Genomic DNA, 16625 nt, shown 5'->3' on the forward strand with positions numbered 1-16625 from the left:
AATGGAAAGCTGAAGAAAAAAATTAGTAATTACCTCGGTTAATATTAGTGTTGTTAATATCCGATGAATTTGAGGGTACAAAAAAACAAGCCATTTATAAAAAATAGCTTGCTTAAATACTTAGATGAATTAATGAATGCTTCTGTAAACACCTATTACTTTACCTAAGATTGTACAGCTCTGCAGAATAATAGGCTCCATAGAAGAGTTCTCTGGCTGAAGCCTGATATGATTCTTTTCTTTAAAGAATCGTTTTACAGTTGCTTCATCTTCGTCAGTCATTGCAACGATAATATCTCCATTATTTGCTGTTGGCTGCTGTTTTACAACAACTAAGTCTTTATTAAAAATTCCCGCTTCGATCATACTGTCTCCAACAACGGAAAGCATAAAGACATTTTCGTCTCCAACAACATGTTCGGGAAGAGGGAAATATTCTTCAACATTTTCAACAGCGCTTATAGGAAGCCCTGCAGTTACTTTACCGATTACCGGAATCGATACAGATCTGACAGAAGGAATATTATCTTCTAAACCTAATACCTCGATTGCTCTTGGCTTAGTTGGATCCCTGCGTATTAGCCCCTTTTTCTCAAGTCTTGCTAAATGTCCATGAACAGTAGAACTCGAAGCAAGTCCAACGGCTTCACCAATTTCTCTAACGGAAGGCGGATAGCCTTTTTGCGATACTTCTTCTTTTATAAAAGCCAGAATATCCAATTGCCGTCTGGATAACTTAGTCATTTTTAAGCACCTCACCAGATTTTTTATCTATAAAAAGTATAGCATGGCATTCTTGCAGATACAAACATAAGTTCGAAAAATGTGTTGACACCGAACAAACGTTCCAGTTATTATAAAGATAATAAATACGAACAAACGTTTGTTGAAAGGGGAATAAAAATGAAACAAGGGACGTTGCATGTTATTGTATTTTTAGGTTTAGTAGGGGGAATCTTTTTTACATTATCAAATCTTGCATCACAGGATAAACAATATATAGAAGTTACAATTGAAGAAGGGGAGTCATTATGGAGTCTTTCTGAAGAATATAATGCTAAACATCATTATTCCAACTGGGAATTCATCAAATGGGTAGAACAAAAGAACAGTGTAAACGCGGCGGCTGTATTTCCAGGCCAGAAAGTAATAATCCCGGTTAATAAATAAAAAGCAGGTCTTAATCTATGAAAGCTATCATTTATTGCAGAGTCAGTACAGAAAAAGATGAACAAACCACATCAATCGAAAGACAAAAAGCAGAGCTGTCGAAACTGGCAGATCAATTTAATCTAGAAGTAATTAATTGTATATCAGAAAAGGCTAGCGGCTACTCACTGGAACGTAACGAGCTATTGAGTGTATTGGATATGGCAAGGGATGGTGAGTTTCAGTATCTCCTTGTTCAGGATGATACTCGTTTAGGAAGAGGCAAGGCTAAGATGGCAATTCTCCATCAATTAATTAAATACAATATAAAAGTATTTACATTATCACATAACGGAGAATACACTTTAACTGAAGCAGATGAAATGGTTCTGGATATTGTCTCAACAGTTGAGGAATATCAGCGAAAGCTCCATAATATGAAAATCAAAAGAGGTATGAAAAAAGCGGTAAAAGATGGCTATAAACCTCAGAAAAATCTGAAGAACAAAACTTATGGAGGCCGTGAAAAGAAAGAAGTACCTATACACGAAATAGTCCGGCTAAAAGAAATGAAGCTTACTTTTCATGATATTGCTGCCACACTCAGGGGGCTAGGTTATAACATTTCAAAAGCCACTGTTCATCGAAGATACAGAGAATATATGCAAAATACGGATAACTAGAAATTCCTTTTCTACTCATGTAAGATTGAGAGAAAGAGATTGTAAAAGGAGTTTTATAGATGTTATCTAAAGATAAAATGCAAAGAATAAATGAACTATCCAGAAAATCCAAGCAAACAGAATTATCAAAAGAAGAAAAGGTTGAACAAAAGAAACTGAGAGAAGAATATCTCAAAGTGTTTAGAAAATCCTTTGTTCAAGACTTGCATGGCGTTACATTTGTAGATCCAAACGGAAATGATGTAACACCTGAAAAACTAAAAAGAAGCAAAGACAATAAAAATAACCTTAAACACTAATACTTAATGCCTATTTGCAAGAATGCAAATAGGCATTTTTTTCTGTTGCATTAAATATTTATTAGTATATACTGTTATATAACAACTTTGAAAGGGGAGAATATTTTGACTTTTTCAATCACGAGTGCAGCTGCTAATCTTTATAAAGATATCGAATTAGGAGCAAAAGAGGGTTTGCGTTTTTTTGTGAAGTATGCGGGAAGCGGGGATTCGGGCGGCTTTTCACTTGGTGTAACTCCTGCAGTCCCAGATGAAAATGACTACATTCAGGAAGTTGAAGGATTAAGATTTTTTGTTAAATCAGAAGAAAGCTGGTTTGCTGAAGATATGAAGCTTGATTATGACGAAAAAACGGATTATTTCTCTTGTCAGATTCCCGGTTTAGCTTAATATAAATTAAACCGCCTGTACTATAACAACGTATTCGTTGCAATAGTTTCAGGCGGTTTTTGTATGAACTGGAGAGGGTAATGGTAAAATAACAGTAGTTTATAAAGTGTTTACCTTGTCTAATTGGACATGAAGGTTTATTATGTAATTCAAAACTGTTTAGTACATATGAAGGGATGATTTTTTTGTCACATAATATTGATGAATTAGCAATTAATACGATCAGAACACTATCAATTGACAGCATAGAAAAGGCGAATTCCGGCCATCCGGGGATGCCGATGGGTGCAGCGCCAATGGCATATAGCCTTTGGGCGAAATATATGAACCATAATCCATCTAATCCAGAATGGTTTAACCGTGACCGCTTTGTTTTATCCGCGGGTCATGGATCAATGCTATTGTATAGCTTGCTGCATTTAAGCGGTTATGGATTAACGATCGAAGATTTACAGCAATTCAGACAGTGGGGTAGCAAAACTCCTGGACATCCTGAATACGGTCATACAGTCGGTGTAGAAGCAACTACTGGCCCGCTTGGACAAGGAATTGCTATGGCAGTTGGAATGGCTATGGCAGAACGTCACCTGGCTGCAAAATATAACCGTGATGGACACGAAGTGATAGATCATTATACGTATTCCATCTGTGGTGATGGGGACTTAATGGAAGGTGTATCTGGAGAAGCTGCTTCATTAGCTGGTCACCTTAAATTAGGAAGAATGATTGTGCTTTATGATTCCAATGACATTTCTTTAGATGGTGATCTGCATCATTCATTCTCAGAGAATGTACAGCAAAGATTTGAAGCATACGGCTGGCAAGTTCTTTTTGTAGAAGATGGAACTAACTTGGAAGAAATCGAAAAGGCTATAGCAGAAGCTCGTGAAGAGTTAAACAAGCCGACACTTATTGAAGTTAAAACAGTAATCGGACACGGTTCACCGAATAAGTCTGGTAAATCTGCTTCACATGGTGCACCACTAGGGAAAGACGAAATCCTGTTAACAAAAGAAGCGTACAAGTGGACATTTGAAAATGATTTCCACGTTCCTGAAGAAGTTAAATCACATTTTGAAAAGTTAAAGTCTGTAGGTCAGTCAAAAGAAGATGAATGGAATAAGCAATTCAAGTCATATGAAGAAGCTTATCCTGAATTAGCTCAAGAACTTCAAGAAGCTATTAAAGGAAAACTCCCAGAGAACTGGGATCAAAATATGCCTGAATTTGATAAGGCGATTGCTACTCGTTCTTCTGCAGGAAAAGCGTTAAATGTACTTGCTAAAAACGTTCCATCAATCTTTGGAGGCTCCGCGGATTTAGCTGGTTCAAACAAAACACTTCTAGAAGGCGAAGTAAACTTTAGCCGAAACGATTACAGCGGCCGCAACATCTGGTTTGGTGTTCGTGAGTTCGCAATGGGAGCGGCATTAAACGGAATGGCACTCCATGGCGGTCTTAAAGTATACGGTGGAACATTTTTTGTTTTCTCTGATTACGTTCGTCCAGCAATCCGCCTGTCTGCATTAATGGGGCTTCCTGTGACTTATGTATTAACACATGACAGTGTAATGGTTGGAGAGGACGGACCTACTCATGAACCTGTTGAACAGCTTGCTTCATTGCGTGCACTTCCTAACCTTAACTTAATTCGTCCTGCTGACGGTTACGAGTCAAATGCAGCATGGAAGATTGCAATTGAAAGTAAAGATCAGCCGACAGCACTTGTTTTAAGCCGTCAGGATTTACCTATATTGAAAAATACAAAAGAAAAGGCTTATGAAGGTGTAAAACGCGGCGCTTATGTAGTATCGGCATCTGAATCAGAGGCGGAAGTACTTCTTCTCTCTGCTGGTTCAGAGGTAAGTTTGGCGGTAGAAGCACAAGAACTTTTGAAAAATGAAGGTATCTCAGCTTCTGTTGTTTCCATGCCTTCATGGGAAAGTTTTGATAAGCAGGATTCAGATTATAAAGAATCAGTGCTTCCAAAGCATATTACGAAACGCTTAGCAATTGAAATGGGTGCTTCATTAGGATGGCATAAATATGTTGGACTTGAAGGAGAAACATTAGCTATTGATACTTTTGGAGCTTCTGCACCTGGAGAAGTTATTCAAAAGGAATATGGCTTTACACCAGAAAATGTAGTAAAACGTGTTAAAGAAATGCTAAATAAATAATAGTCATTTTAAGAAAGAAGGTTTTCTATCGAAAACCTTCTTTTCTTTGTTTTCCGACAAAAGAAGTTGTTATTCGCTCTGTTTTTTAGACAAGCTTTTCTCCATTTTTTGTATATACTTTCAGCAAAGACGTTGGAGAGGGGCTTTTTCATGAGAGAATTTTTTATATATTTAATAACAAAAGAAGTTGCTCATTCCTACTATGGAAAAGAAAATAAGCTTTTTCAATTATTTTATGAAGAACAGCGATCATCAGGAATTCCTAAGCAAATATTAAATAAACAGATCGGTTACATAACGTCATCCATTTCCGTTTCGCAGCTTGAGGAACATTTTTGGCTGCAATTAAGTGATAAATATGATTGGCGGTGTGAAGGTCAATCATATACACTTCCATGTAAGAGCAGCAAAGTTAGAATAGAATTGAACGATCGTTATCTTCATTTATACAGCATTGGAAATTTTGAAGCGGAAACGATTGTCTTTGAAGCATTAAGGCAATTTGAGTCATACTTCTTAGCGATGGATTATGGTGAAAGAAAATATGGATGGCTGTCACCATTTAAATTGAATATGGTGTATGCCACTTAATTAACTTTCAAATGTTGTATGTAACCTATAACTTGTAGTAAACTAGTTCTAGACAACATGAAGGAGGAAGTTTTAACAATGGGTACTGGTATGATAATCCTTGTGTGTGCACTTTCGCTGATTGCAGGAGTTGCGATCGGATTTTTTATTGCCCGCAAGTATATGATGAGTTATTTACAAAAAAATCCACCGATTAATGAAAATATGTTGCGTGTGATGATGATGCAGATGGGTCAAAAGCCTTCTCAAAAGAAAATCAATCAAATGATGCAGGCTATGAACAAGCAGATGAAGTAAGTGTACAAGCACCCTGAGTAATATCGGGTGCTTGTTTTCGTTCTAATTGCTTAAAGCGTCAAAAAAGGATGATGATTATGAACGATATACAAACGATCCAGATAAATGAAATAGATTCTGATTCACATCTGCTTTTTGATGTCAGATCTCCAAAAGAATATGAAGAATATCATATCCCTGGTGCAAAATGCTTAAGTATTTTTTCAAATGATGAAAGAGCAGAGATTGGAACGATTTATAAGCAAATTAGCAAAGAACAAGCGATTGAACGCGGACTGGAGATTGCAGCTCCGAAACTTCCGGAATTGTTAAAAAAGATTAAGAACGAAATGGTCAATAATCCAGATAAGCAGGTTGTGATCTATTGTGCGAGAGGCGGAATGCGTTCTAAAAGTATTGCTCAAACAATGTCTATCTTGGGTATAGATTGTTTACAGCTGGATGGCGGGATACGTTCTTATAGGAAGCAAATTGAAAAAATGCTTGAGGAGTATGCTCAAAATCCGAAAAAAATCATAGTTATTGAAGGCTATACTGGGACTATGAAAACTAAATTTTTGGAGAAGCTGCAGGATGAAGGCTATCCGGTTATAAATTTAGAGGGAATGGCTAGTCATAAAGGGTCAATTTTTGGAAGAATTGGAGAAGATCCAGCTTCACAGAAAAAATTTGAATCAAGATTGTTTGAGCGTTTAAAGGCACTAAAAGACTCTCCTGTTTTAATTATTGAATCTGAAAGTAAAAGAATTGGAAGGGTTGTAGTTCCCGAATTCTTGCTAGAAGGAAAGTATTCAGGCACCCGAATCCATATTGATATGCCTTTTGGAATGCGAGTAAAATATATTTGTGATGTATATGATCCGCTGTTTCATAGGGAAGAAATCGAAGAAGCAGTCCTGAAACTCTCTAAAAGAATTCCGTTTCCTATTATGACGGAGATCGAAGAAGCACTCACACAACAAGATTATGAAAAAGTCGTTTCTTTCTTACTTGAAAATTATTATGATCCAAAGTATGAGTTTGCCGAACAAAAATATGAAAGTCAATGTATCAAAGTGTGTGGGGATTCCTTTGATTACCTTTACAACGAAATTAAGAACGAAATTAACAAAATTCTTTAACTCATTTTAAAGACCGCTTTAAAGGTGGTCTTATTTTTATGAAATTTTTTCTTTTCGGAATTTTCATATATTGGTAAACTATACTTGTTTTAGTTGCATATATGGGGGGACAGATATGAAAGTTTTTATGCAATTAATGTGGTATTTCAAACAAGAGAAGCTTCGATATCTTGGTGGTATCATTATGCTTGCGTTTGTTTCACTTGGGCTGCTAGTGCCGCCTAAAATTGTCGGTCTAACCGTCGATCACATTAAGGAAGGTACTTTAACGGATGTATTGTTATGGCAATATGGAGGATTGCTTATTGCAATTGCTGTGGGGATATATGTTCTAAGGTATATTTGGAGAATATTAATTTTTGGGGCTGCTGTTAAACTTGCTATGCTGCTAAGAAACAGACTTTATGAGCACTTCACAAAAAAGTCTCAGGAATTTTATCAAAAGCGCCGTGTGGGAGATCTTATGGCTCACTCGACAAATGACCTTCAAGCGATTCAGCAAACGGCAGGAGATGGTGTTCTGACCTTAGTAGATTCATTGATGATGGGTGGATTTACACTGATTGCGATGGCCTCGACGATTAGCTGGAAGCTTACGCTTGTAAGTTTGCTTCCTTTGCCTGTAATGGCATGGGCGACGAATAAATATGGAACCATGCTTCACAAACGATTTCACAGCGCACAGGAAGCATTTTCATCACTTAACGATAAAGTGCAGGAAAGCATATCGGGAACACGTGTAATAAAAGCATTCGGACAGGAAAAAGATGATATTAACAGCTTTACAGAACTATCGAAGGATGCTGTTAGAAAGAATATGGCAGTTGCTCGAATAGATTCATTGTTTGATCCTACAATTTCACTTATTATCGGTTTTTCATTCTTTCTAGCAGTGAGCTATGGGTCATCCTTGGTCATTCAGGGTGAACTGTCAATAGGGGAACTTGTGTCGTTCACCAGTTACCTGGGACTATTAATCTGGCCAATGCTTGCATTTGGCTGGCTGTTTAATATCGTGGAAAGAGGAAGAGCATCATATGATCGGATAGAAACGTTACTGGCAGTTAATGAGGAGATTAATGATGAGGGGACAATATCTATTCTGCCGAAAGGTAATATTGAATATCACCTTAAGGAATTTAGTTATCTGAATAAAACTCCTGTCTTAAAAGACGTCAGTTTTACTTTAGAAAGCGGGCAGTCAATGGGCATCGTCGGCAAAACAGGTAGCGGGAAAACAACACTTTGCAGGTTGCTGCTCCGTGAATATCACATCATGAGAGGTGATATTTCACTTGATGGAGAGGATATCTGTGATTACCGGCTGCATACTTTACGATCTGCGATTGGTTATGTACCTCAAGACCATTTTCTATTCTCTGCTACCATCGCAGAAAACATTGCTTTTGGAAATATAGATGCTCCTTTTGCGGACATAAAAGATGCTGCAAATACATCTTCCATTCATAAAGATATTGCACAATTTACATATGGATATGAAACAGTAGTTGGTGAAAGGGGTGTAACGTTATCAGGAGGGCAAAAGCAACGGATATCTATAGCAAGGTCTCTAGTAACTGACCCTGAAATTTTAATTTTGGATGATTCTTTATCTGCTGTTGATGCAAAAACTGAGGAAGAAATCCTCCAGAACTTAAAAGGAAAAAGAAAAAACAAAACAACTATTATTACCGCTCACAGATTGTCTTCAATTGCTCATTGTGACTTGATTATCGTTATGGATAACGGCACCATTATTCAAAGGGGTACACATCAGTACTTATTATGTGAAGAGGGCTGGTATAAGGAAACTTACGAAAGGCAAGCTCTTGAAACGCTGATCGCACAAGGAGGTGGGAACAGATGAGTGGAGACGGCAATGTACACTCTAATGAAGAATTGAATCGTATGAATCAATGGACAGTTTTTAAACGTCTCATGTCTTATACAAAAATGCATAAAAAACGTCTATCGATTGCCTTTCTTCTCCTATTGGCTGCAACTGCATCTGAACTTACAGCACCGATATTAGTCAAAACGTTTATTGATGATTATTTAACACCTCGAATTTTCGATCAAAAAGCACTTATTATTCTTGGGTGCAGCTATATTGGTCTAATTGTGCTGTCTGCAATCGTAAATTACATTCAATTTGTCTTGTTCCAGTCAGTAGCTTTAGACATCATTCAAACTTTAAGGATTCAAGTATTCTCAAAAGTACATTCATTAGGTTTGAAATTCTTTGACCGCACACCGGTTGGAAGTCTTGTTTCCCGAATTACGAATGACACTGAGGCAGTTAAGGATCTATATGTAAGTGTTCTGTCCACATTTGTTCAGAATATCGTTTTTCTATTCGGTATTTTTGGGTTTATGTTTTATCTAAATGTGAAACTTGCGGTTTTTTGTTTAGGAATATTGCCGTTTATTATTTATATCATGTGGCTGTACAGAAAGTATAGTTCGAAATCTTTTTATGAAATGAGAGAAAAGCTCAGCCAGTTAAATGCTAAATTGAATGAGTCACTGCAAGGGATGTCTATCGTTCAAGTCTTTAATCAGCAAAAAAGGCTGAGAGAAGAGTTTGCCAAAGTTAACAATGAACATAATGATGCTCAGATGAAAAATATAAAATATAATGGCTTGCTTTTAAGACCTGCTGTAGACCTAATCTATATGCTGGCTCTACTAATGATCTTATCTTTTTTTGGAATTAAGTCGTTTAATTCAGCAGTTGAAATCGGTGTAATCTATGCTTTTATTAATTATTTGGATCGTTTTTTTGAACCTGTAAACATGATGATGATGCGTCTTTCGATCTTTCAGCAAGCAGTCGTTTCAGCGGGAAGAGTGTTTACAGTAATGGACGAAACTGAACTCGCACCAGTAAAAAGAGACAAAGTACAATTAGATCCTGTTATAGGCAATGGGAAAATTGAATTTAAAGATGTTACGTTTTCATATGATGGTGAACAAGAAGTGCTTAAAAATATATCTTTCACTGCTAACCCAGGAGAAACAGTTGCATTAGTAGGCCATACCGGCAGCGGCAAAAGCTCCATTATTAATTTGCTTATGCGTTTTTACGATGTGGAGAAAGGTGAAATATTGATCGATGATATTCCTTTATCACATTTCGAAAATGATGAACTCCGAAAAAAAGTAGGTCTTGTACTTCAGGATCCATTTTTGTTCGTGGGAGATATCGCTCAAAATATTCGATTATATAACAAAGAAATCACTGATGAAGATGTTAAAGAAGCGGCACAATTTGTTCAAGCTTCAAGCTTTATTGAAAAGTTGCCCCAAGAATATAACACGATCCTGGGTGAAAGAGGAGCTGCATTTTCGAGCGGGCAAAGACAGCTTATTTCATTTGCGAGAACCATGGCTTTTTCTCCTAGAATCCTGATTTTAGATGAAGCAACAGCTAACATAGATACTGAGACTGAAGAAGAGATACAGCTAGCCCTTCATAAAATGAGAAGCGGAAGAACGACGATCGCAATTGCGCACAGGTTATCAACGATTCAGGATGCTGAGTTAATCTTAGTTCTTCATAAAGGAGAAATTGTTGAAAGAGGAACACATCAAGAGCTTTTAATGCAGCGAGGATTATATCATAAGATGTTTTTGCTGCAGCATGGTACAGATTCAATAGAGGAAGTCAGTTAAGGGGCTGTACCAAAAGTAAAATATACTTTACTTTTGGCAGCCCAAATTTTTTATTTTACAAATAAAAAATAAATAGCGGATTTCCTGGAGCGGAAATCAACATCTTCTAATAGCAACAATGTTACTAAAACAGCCAAATAAAAAAGAGGGTGACTTAAAATTTTTATTTTTGAGTCAACCTCTTTTTTTGTCTGAAATTTTTCGAATATATGAATATATTTATTATGTCATTGACTTATTTGCAAATTATCCTATGATAAGATAGCATACATACAAACTGAACTAAAGGATGAGAGTGCTTTGAAGAAATATGTAATAACATCAGTGCTTATCGGAAGCGTGTTAGTCCTCTCTGCTTGTAAACCTGTAGATTGGGCAGAACAACAATGGAACTCGGCATTTAATGATTCAAAAGATGAAAAAGCTGAAAAACAAAACGATAATAAACAACAGCATGACGAGCCGAAAGATGAAACGCCATCTGAAACAGATGAAACTGGAGAACAGGATCAGCAAGCAGATCTTCCTTGGCTAAATGAAACGGTTACTGTTTCAGGTGATGGGAAAGCGATTGTTCAAAACTTAAATGATATGCTTATAGTTGCGAATAAAGAGAGAAATCTTCCAGAAGACTATGAACCAGCTGATCTGGTTATACCTGATGTTCCTTTTCCTTTTAAAGAGGATCTGCCTAAAAAGAAATTAAGAAAAGAAGCTGCATCGTCAGTTGAAGATTTATTTAAAGCCGCTGAGGAACAAGGGTTAGAACTCCTTGCTCAGTCAGGATACCGCTCTTACGATACACAGGTTTCGATCTTTGCTTACAATGCAGATCAGTTTGGCGAGGAGAAAGCCAATCAAACAAGTGCCCAGCCGGGACAAAGCGAACACCAGACTGGCCTTTCGCTGGATGTGACTTCACCACAAGTAAACTACCAACTCGTTGAAGAATTTGGTGAAACAAAAGAAGGAAAGTGGATTGCGGAAAATGCTTACAAATATGGATTCATCATTAGATACCTTAAAGGCAAAGAAGATATAACGGGATATCAGTATGAGCCTTGGCACCTAAGATATGTAGGAAAAGAACATGCTAAAGAAATTCATGAAAGCGGAATAACGTTAGAAGAATATTTGGAAAAGCCATAAGTATATTATAAGACAGCCTGTTTGAGGGCTGTCTTTCTTAATGATTGAACAAAACGGCTATTTTCTTTAAGATAGAGAGAGAATGTATAAAGGAGCTTCTGCTTATGACCGATCTAAATATTTGGCTCGCTTTCGCAGCCGGGCTGCTGTCTTTTATTTCACCATGCTGCTTGCCGTTATATCCAGCATTTTTATCTTATATCACTGGAATATCGGTTCAGGAACTGAAAGAAGAACAAGCCATGCTCAGAAAAAGAGCGCTATTACATACAGCATTTTTCTTATTGGGGTTTTCCATTATATTTATCGTGCTTGGTTTGTCTACAACGATAATCGGAGAAATATTTGTTGAGTATCAATCATTATTAAGACAGATCGGGGCCATCATAATTGTCTTTTTTGGTTTGGTAGTTATGGGGTTCATCTCACCTGAATTTTTGATGAAGGATAAAAAGATGAAGTTCCAGTCAAGACCAACGGGTTATTTAGGTTCGGTTTTAATAGGAATCGGTTTTGCTGCAGGCTGGACACCTTGTATGGGGCCGATCCTTGCAGGTGTTATAGCACTCGGAGTATCAAATCCTGCTGCTTCATTAACTTATATGATTGCTTATGTTTTAGGATTTGCTGTTCCATTTTTTGTTTTAAGTTTCTTTTTGGACAAACTAAAATCAATAAAAAAATTTAATCGTCAATTTATGAAAATAGGCGGAAGCCTGATGGTAATAATGGGGGTCCTGCTTTATTTTAACTGGATGACCCAATTGACTTCGTTTTTAATCAACCGTGTTTTTGGAGGATTTCAAGGTTTTTAAGAGTAACATAGGAAGGGGAATTGCAACATGTCATCACGCTCAAATGATCTTATCTTAAAAACAACAACAAATATTATTGTGTTTGTTATTTTAGCCTTCTCTGTAAATATGTTATTTTCAGGTCATAATGCGCCTGGAGGAGGTTTTATCGGAGGTCTGATGGGAGCGGGAGCGTTTTTGCTTCTTTACATCTCATATGGACTTCAGCCGGTACATAGAATCTTACCGATCAATTTTACCTATATGATTGCTGCAGGATTGCTGACGGCAATTTTAACAGGTGCGGGATCTTTTGTTTTAGGAGTACCGTTTTTGAGTCATTCCTTTGGTTATTTTTATTTGCCGCTGTTAGGGAAAACAGAACTTGCTACTGCAATGCTGTTTGATCTTGGTGTTTATCTAACAGTTATCGGAGTAACGATGACGATCATCCTTTCCATTGCAGAAGACAAAATTGAAAAAGTGGAAGAGGAAGGTAACTGACCGTGTTTTTTATAGCAAGTACTTGTTTTGCCATCATAATGGCAGTTATTATTTTTAATTTCAGAATGAGGGAAACGAGAGAACCTGTAACATCTAGAAAAATAATAATTCCTCCGTTAGCTATGAGCACAGGCTTTCTTCAATTTGTATTCCCTGCTTTTCGAATCACTTGGATCGAAGCAGGGGAGGCCTTTTTAGTAGGAATTATGTTTTCCATCTTCCTGATCATGACAAGCAAGTTTGAAATAAAAGGAGATCACGTATATCTCGTCAGGTCTAAAGCTTTTATTTTTATTATTATCGGACTGTTTGCCATAAGATTAGGACTAAAATGGTATATTGGTTCTTCCATATCAATCTTTGAAACCAGCTCATTATTTTTCATTGTAGCCTTTGGTATGATATTGCCTTGGCGGTTAGCCATGCTATTTTTATTCATGAAAAAGAAGAACGAGATCGCTTTATAGAAAAACCCCTGAATCTTATTTGGATTCAGGGGTTTTTATGCGAGCAGGGATTGATAAGGTTTAATATCAATATTTTTCTTCTTTAGTGTTTTAATCAGCCATTTATGATCCCGTTTTGGCGTAGCAATAATATAGCCTCGTATGATTAAATCCTCTGTCATCGAACTAGCTTTTTCAGCAATTGCGAGTTCACCGATCTTGCCTGCGATCTTTTCTTTTGCGACATCGCGAAAGAGTTCAGGGACTGGAGCTACTAATTCATTTAACAGTTTCTTTTGATCCTCGTTCCATAAGTGGATCGTTTCGTTAATATAATGTTCCTGCCAATCCAATATGGATTTACCATCTTCTTTCGGAAGGCGCTTTAAAAACTTCCGGAACATGAAATAACCGCCAATGGCAAACATCGAAAATAAAAAAACGGACCATAGAACGATAAAGGTGATGAACCATCCAGACAATGCGTCCACCTCATATGTATTTTATTTGGCGGGACCATGTGGGAATCGAACCCACCGGAGACGGCACGCGCCTCCCAAAAGGTTTTGAAGACCCAGGCAAGCACCAGCTACACATCTGGCCCCAAGATATGCGTTGATATAAACGAGAGATTTCATTTATTCACAAAGACTAGTATAGACTATTGAAATTTAAAATCCAAGTACATTGTTTTTACATTCAAAAAAATCGAAGGTGGGGGAGGCGAGTTTCGATTTTTTAAGAGGAGAAATTAGATAGAAGGTAAAGATGATCTTCTATTAATTTTTCTTAGTATTAGAATCTTTTCTAAAAGATTGTTGCTACAGAGAGTTTTTAAGAACTTCTTCATATGAATAGTTAATTGAAGCGGAAGGGCGAGACTCCAGCAGGATGAGTGGGACTTTTGAAAAGCGGAAGCGGCTCGTACAGCCCCGACAAGCAAAAGGTGAATGGGCTAAGAAGGCGCTCTTTGCCTTCATGACCATTTAACTTTTGACCTCGAGGGGCTAGCCGCTGCAGCTAGACTGGTGAGACCATTCAATGACGCAAAGCGGCGAATGGGCTCACCGCACACCCTGCGGAAAGGGAGTCCTGAAGCGGAAATTAACCTCTATCAAAAGCATCAATGTATACGAAAACAGCCTGCTATTATAACCACACTCACCACTGATACAGTTTGGTGATCTCGACTATAACAGTTCACCTTATATAACAGCCTGAAATTCACACTATAACAGTTCCTCCTGTGGACAACTGTGAATAACTTTAATTGTGGATAACCTGTGTGTATCCAGCGGTGAATATTTATACATCTATGCATAAAGAGCGCGGGAAATAATTTTGTTTGACCAATGCGAAATGATAATATGAATATAAACTAAGTTATAAATCTTGTGTTTTTACATCTGTTTTCATAAAGTGTAAAAGAGTATGTAAATATAGGTGGTTTAAACGATGACAATAAACTATTATACAATCGGCATGGCTGGACATATCGACCATGGAAAAACAACCCTTACTAAAGCATTGAGCGGTGTTGATACAGATACTTTGAAAGAAGAGAAAGCACGGAAAATCACTATAGAACCAGGTTTTGCACCCTTTCCTTTAACGGACAGCATTCATACATCAATTGTAGATGTGCCTGGTCATGAAAAATTAATTCGCCAGATGATTGCGGGAGTTGCTGGAATCGACTTGGTATTGTTGGTCATAGCTGCTGATGAGGGTGTCATGCCCCAAACGAGAGAACATTTTGAGATTCTTTCATTTCTTGATATACAAAAGGGAATGATTGTTGTTACAAAGTCCGATTTAATTGATGATGAAATGAAACTCCTAATAGAAGATGAGATCTCTGAGCTTACTAATGATTCTGTCTTTCAATCGTTTCCCGTTCATTTCGTTGATAGTCTTTCTATGAATGGTATTGATGATTTAAAAAAATCAATTGCTAGTTATTTGGAGGATACAGAAACGAGATCTGCGTCCGGACCTTTCCGCTTACCGATCGACCATATTTTTACGGTGAAAGGACAAGGGACTGTTGTAAGAGGTACAGTGTACGAAGGTGAGGTTCATGAAGGTGATGAGCTGGAGATTCAGCCAGGAGACGAAAAAGTTAAAGTAAGAAAACTGCAGGTTCACAAAGAGAATGTACAGAATGCAAGAGCAGGTCAAAGAGCCGCGATAAATCTTTCTGGAGGCTCGAAGCTGGATTGGAAAAGAGGTCATGTCTTACTGACACCAGGTGTTTTTTCAGTGACAGATACAGTTGATCTTGTTTTAACAACGGGTAAAGAATGGGCTGGGAAATTAAAGCAACGAACACAAATTAAGTTTTATACAGGAACAGCTGAAGTAATGGGGAAACTCATATTCTTTGATAGAAAGGAACTTGAAAACTCTGCAGATTATGTTTTTTGCCAAGTGCGTTTAGACGAACCAATCGTAACGAAGCGAGGCGACCGTTTTATTATTCGCCGGCCTTCTCCTGAAGAAACAATTGGAGGCGGAGAAGTAATTGATTCAAACGGAGCTGCTTATAAATTTGGGATTGGTACGATTCGAATGCTTCAGGATAAATTCGAGGGAACACCTAGTGAAAGAGTTATACAAACACTTCAGAAAAAAGGATCTTTGACAACAGGAGAATTAGTGAAACTTACTGGTATTGAAGAACCTGTATTAGATAAGGTTTTACAAGAACTTATAGAGTTAAAGGCAGTTTTTTATATGAGTGGCTATTATAATGATGAAGCAACAATGAAACTAGCAGAAACTGATCTTATTCAAAAATTAACTGTGTTTCACGAAGAATATCCTTTAAGGCAAGGTATTCCAAAGGCAGAGGTTGTACAATCGTTAAAAGGCAAGCTTCACCAGAAAGTAAGCAGTGGTTATATTGAGAAATTAATACAGTTATCTACTATTAGAATAACTGACCAATTTGTTCATTTGCCGGCATTTAAACCGCACTTCCCGAATAAATGGGAAAAACGCATGTCCCAAGTTGCAAATATCCTAGAAGAAAAGCAGTTTGAACCTGATGATTTGCTGTCAATCTATCAAGCACATCAATTGCCAGAAAATCTTTATTCGGATTTTAAGTATTTTTTAATTAATCATGGTAAAGCACTTGTTTTGTTTGACGATGTATTAATTGGGAAGGATACATTCGATTCTGCAGTCGATCTGTTAAAAAGCCAGACAGAGCAAAGTTTTACTGTTCAAGAGGCAAAAAATGTTCTCAATACTTCTAGAAAGTTTTTGATTCCGATTTTGGAATGTATGGATTCAAAAGGGTATACTGTGAGAGATGCTAACTTAAGGAAATGGGTGTAAGG

General features: G+C 37.2%; 17 protein-coding genes and 1 tRNA gene. 15 read left to right on the forward strand and 3 right to left on the reverse strand.

Going from position 1 to position 16625, the window contains the following annotated elements; all coding sequences use genetic code 11:
• Positions 1-129 precede the first annotated feature (129 nt).
• Positions 130-744, reverse strand: a complete 615-nt coding sequence (gene lexA, locus ABE41_RS10410; RefSeq protein WP_066289770.1) for a transcriptional repressor LexA — start codon at positions 742-744, stop codon at positions 130-132.
• A gap of 159 nt (positions 745-903) precedes the next feature.
• Between lexA and yneA the strand changes: the two genes are divergently transcribed.
• From yneA to ABE41_RS10480, 14 genes are all read left to right on the forward strand, one after another.
• Positions 904-1170, forward strand: a complete 267-nt coding sequence (gene yneA, locus ABE41_RS10415) for a cell division suppressor protein YneA (protein ID WP_066289773.1) — start codon at positions 904-906, stop codon at positions 1168-1170.
• A 17-nt stretch (positions 1171-1187) separates the two neighbouring features.
• Positions 1188-1832, forward strand: coding sequence for a YneB family resolvase-like protein (locus ABE41_RS10420; protein ID WP_066289776.1), 645 nt, complete (start codon positions 1188-1190; stop codon positions 1830-1832).
• A gap of 59 nt (positions 1833-1891) precedes the next feature.
• On the forward strand, positions 1892-2131 hold the full coding sequence (locus ABE41_RS10425; protein ID WP_066289779.1) for a DUF896 domain-containing protein: 240 nt from the start codon (positions 1892-1894) through the stop codon (positions 2129-2131).
• A gap of 105 nt (positions 2132-2236) precedes the next feature.
• Positions 2237-2521: a HesB/YadR/YfhF family protein gene (locus ABE41_RS10430; protein WP_066289782.1), complete on the forward strand. Its 285-nt coding sequence runs from the start codon at positions 2237-2239 to the stop codon at positions 2519-2521.
• A gap of 185 nt (positions 2522-2706) precedes the next feature.
• The gene (gene tkt, locus ABE41_RS10435; RefSeq protein ID WP_066289784.1) at positions 2707-4701 is read left to right on the forward strand and encodes a transketolase; all 1995 of its coding nucleotides are present in this window, start codon (positions 2707-2709) and stop codon (positions 4699-4701) included.
• Positions 4702-4851: 150 nt separating this feature from the next.
• A complete protein-coding gene (gene sirA, locus ABE41_RS10440; protein ID WP_066289785.1) occupies positions 4852-5292 on the forward strand; it encodes a sporulation inhibitor of replication protein SirA in 441 nt (146 codons plus the stop codon).
• A gap of 78 nt (positions 5293-5370) precedes the next feature.
• The gene (locus ABE41_RS10445) at positions 5371-5589 is read left to right on the forward strand and encodes a YneF family protein (RefSeq protein ID WP_066241071.1); all 219 of its coding nucleotides are present in this window, start codon (positions 5371-5373) and stop codon (positions 5587-5589) included.
• A gap of 77 nt (positions 5590-5666) precedes the next feature.
• Complete coding sequence (mnmH, locus tag ABE41_RS10450; protein ID WP_066289787.1) at positions 5667-6710, forward strand: tRNA 2-selenouridine(34) synthase MnmH; 1044 nt, start codon at positions 5667-5669, stop codon at positions 6708-6710.
• Positions 6711-6825: 115 nt separating this feature from the next.
• On the forward strand, positions 6826-8577 hold the full coding sequence (locus ABE41_RS10455; protein WP_066289789.1) for an ABC transporter transmembrane domain-containing protein: 1752 nt from the start codon (positions 6826-6828) through the stop codon (positions 8575-8577).
• Complete coding sequence (locus ABE41_RS10460; RefSeq protein ID WP_437435463.1) at positions 8574-10385, forward strand: ABC transporter ATP-binding protein; 1812 nt, start codon at positions 8574-8576, stop codon at positions 10383-10385. The genes ABE41_RS10455 and ABE41_RS10460 overlap by 4 nt, the downstream gene beginning before the upstream one ends.
• Positions 10386-10685: 300 nt before the next feature.
• Positions 10686-11534, forward strand: a complete 849-nt coding sequence (locus tag ABE41_RS20665) for a M15 family metallopeptidase (protein WP_253805470.1) — start codon at positions 10686-10688, stop codon at positions 11532-11534.
• Between the two features lie 104 nt (positions 11535-11638).
• A complete protein-coding gene (locus ABE41_RS10470; protein WP_066289794.1) occupies positions 11639-12349 on the forward strand; it encodes a cytochrome c biogenesis CcdA family protein in 711 nt (236 codons plus the stop codon).
• Between the two features lie 27 nt (positions 12350-12376).
• Positions 12377-12832 (forward strand): Na(+)/H(+) antiporter subunit B, encoded by a 456-nt coding sequence (locus ABE41_RS10475; protein WP_066289795.1) that lies wholly within the window; start codon positions 12377-12379, stop codon positions 12830-12832.
• Between the two features lie 2 nt (positions 12833-12834).
• Positions 12835-13299 carry a CcdC family protein gene (locus ABE41_RS10480; protein WP_083207760.1) on the forward strand — a complete coding sequence of 155 codons (465 nt, stop codon included), beginning with the start codon at positions 12835-12837 and terminating at the stop codon, positions 13297-13299.
• 35 nt (positions 13300-13334) lie between these two features.
• Here ABE41_RS10480 and ABE41_RS10485 read toward each other — a convergent pair whose 3' ends face one another.
• Both ABE41_RS10485 and ABE41_RS21045 read right to left on the reverse strand, forming a co-directional pair.
• Positions 13335-13760, reverse strand: coding sequence for a DUF2621 domain-containing protein (locus ABE41_RS10485; RefSeq protein ID WP_083207761.1), 426 nt, complete (start codon positions 13758-13760; stop codon positions 13335-13337).
• A gap of 26 nt (positions 13761-13786) precedes the next feature.
• A tRNA-Sec gene (locus ABE41_RS21045) sits at positions 13787-13883 on the reverse strand.
• An 850-nt stretch (positions 13884-14733) separates the two neighbouring features.
• On the opposite strand from ABE41_RS21045, the gene selB reads away from it, so the two are divergent.
• Positions 14734-16623: a selenocysteine-specific translation elongation factor gene (gene selB / locus ABE41_RS10490; RefSeq protein ID WP_066289797.1), complete on the forward strand. Its 1890-nt coding sequence runs from the start codon at positions 14734-14736 to the stop codon at positions 16621-16623.
• Positions 16624-16625: the final 2 nt, after the last annotated feature.

The organism is Fictibacillus arsenicus, from assembly GCF_001642935.1.
In the GTDB taxonomy this organism is placed as follows: Bacteria; Bacillota; Bacilli; order Bacillales; family Fictibacillaceae; genus Fictibacillus; species Fictibacillus arsenicus_B.

Bases quoted from the DNA above. Each gene is read 5' to 3' on its own strand.
- lexA (WP_066289770.1), bottom strand. From the start codon at position 744: ATGACTAAGTTATCCAGACGGCAATTGGATATTCTGGCTTTTATAAAA.
- yneA (WP_066289773.1), top strand. From the start codon at position 904: ATGAAACAAGGGACGTTGCATGTTATTGTATTTTTAGGTTTAGTAGGG.
- ABE41_RS10420 (WP_066289776.1), top strand. From the start codon at position 1,188: ATGAAAGCTATCATTTATTGCAGAGTCAGTACAGAAAAAGATGAACAA.
- ABE41_RS10425 (WP_066289779.1), top strand. From the start codon at position 1,892: ATGTTATCTAAAGATAAAATGCAAAGAATAAATGAACTATCCAGAAAA.
- sirA (WP_066289785.1), top strand. From the start codon at position 4,852: ATGAGAGAATTTTTTATATATTTAATAACAAAAGAAGTTGCTCATTCC.
- ABE41_RS10445 (WP_066241071.1), top strand. From the start codon at position 5,371: ATGGGTACTGGTATGATAATCCTTGTGTGTGCACTTTCGCTGATTGCA.
- mnmH (WP_066289787.1), top strand. From the start codon at position 5,667: ATGAACGATATACAAACGATCCAGATAAATGAAATAGATTCTGATTCA.
- ABE41_RS10455 (WP_066289789.1), top strand. From the start codon at position 6,826: ATGAAAGTTTTTATGCAATTAATGTGGTATTTCAAACAAGAGAAGCTT.
- ABE41_RS10460 (WP_437435463.1), top strand. From the start codon at position 8,574: ATGAGTGGAGACGGCAATGTACACTCTAATGAAGAATTGAATCGTATG.
- ABE41_RS10470 (WP_066289794.1), top strand. From the start codon at position 11,639: ATGACCGATCTAAATATTTGGCTCGCTTTCGCAGCCGGGCTGCTGTCT.
- ABE41_RS10475 (WP_066289795.1), top strand. From the start codon at position 12,377: ATGTCATCACGCTCAAATGATCTTATCTTAAAAACAACAACAAATATT.
- selB (WP_066289797.1), top strand. From the start codon at position 14,734: ATGACAATAAACTATTATACAATCGGCATGGCTGGACATATCGACCAT.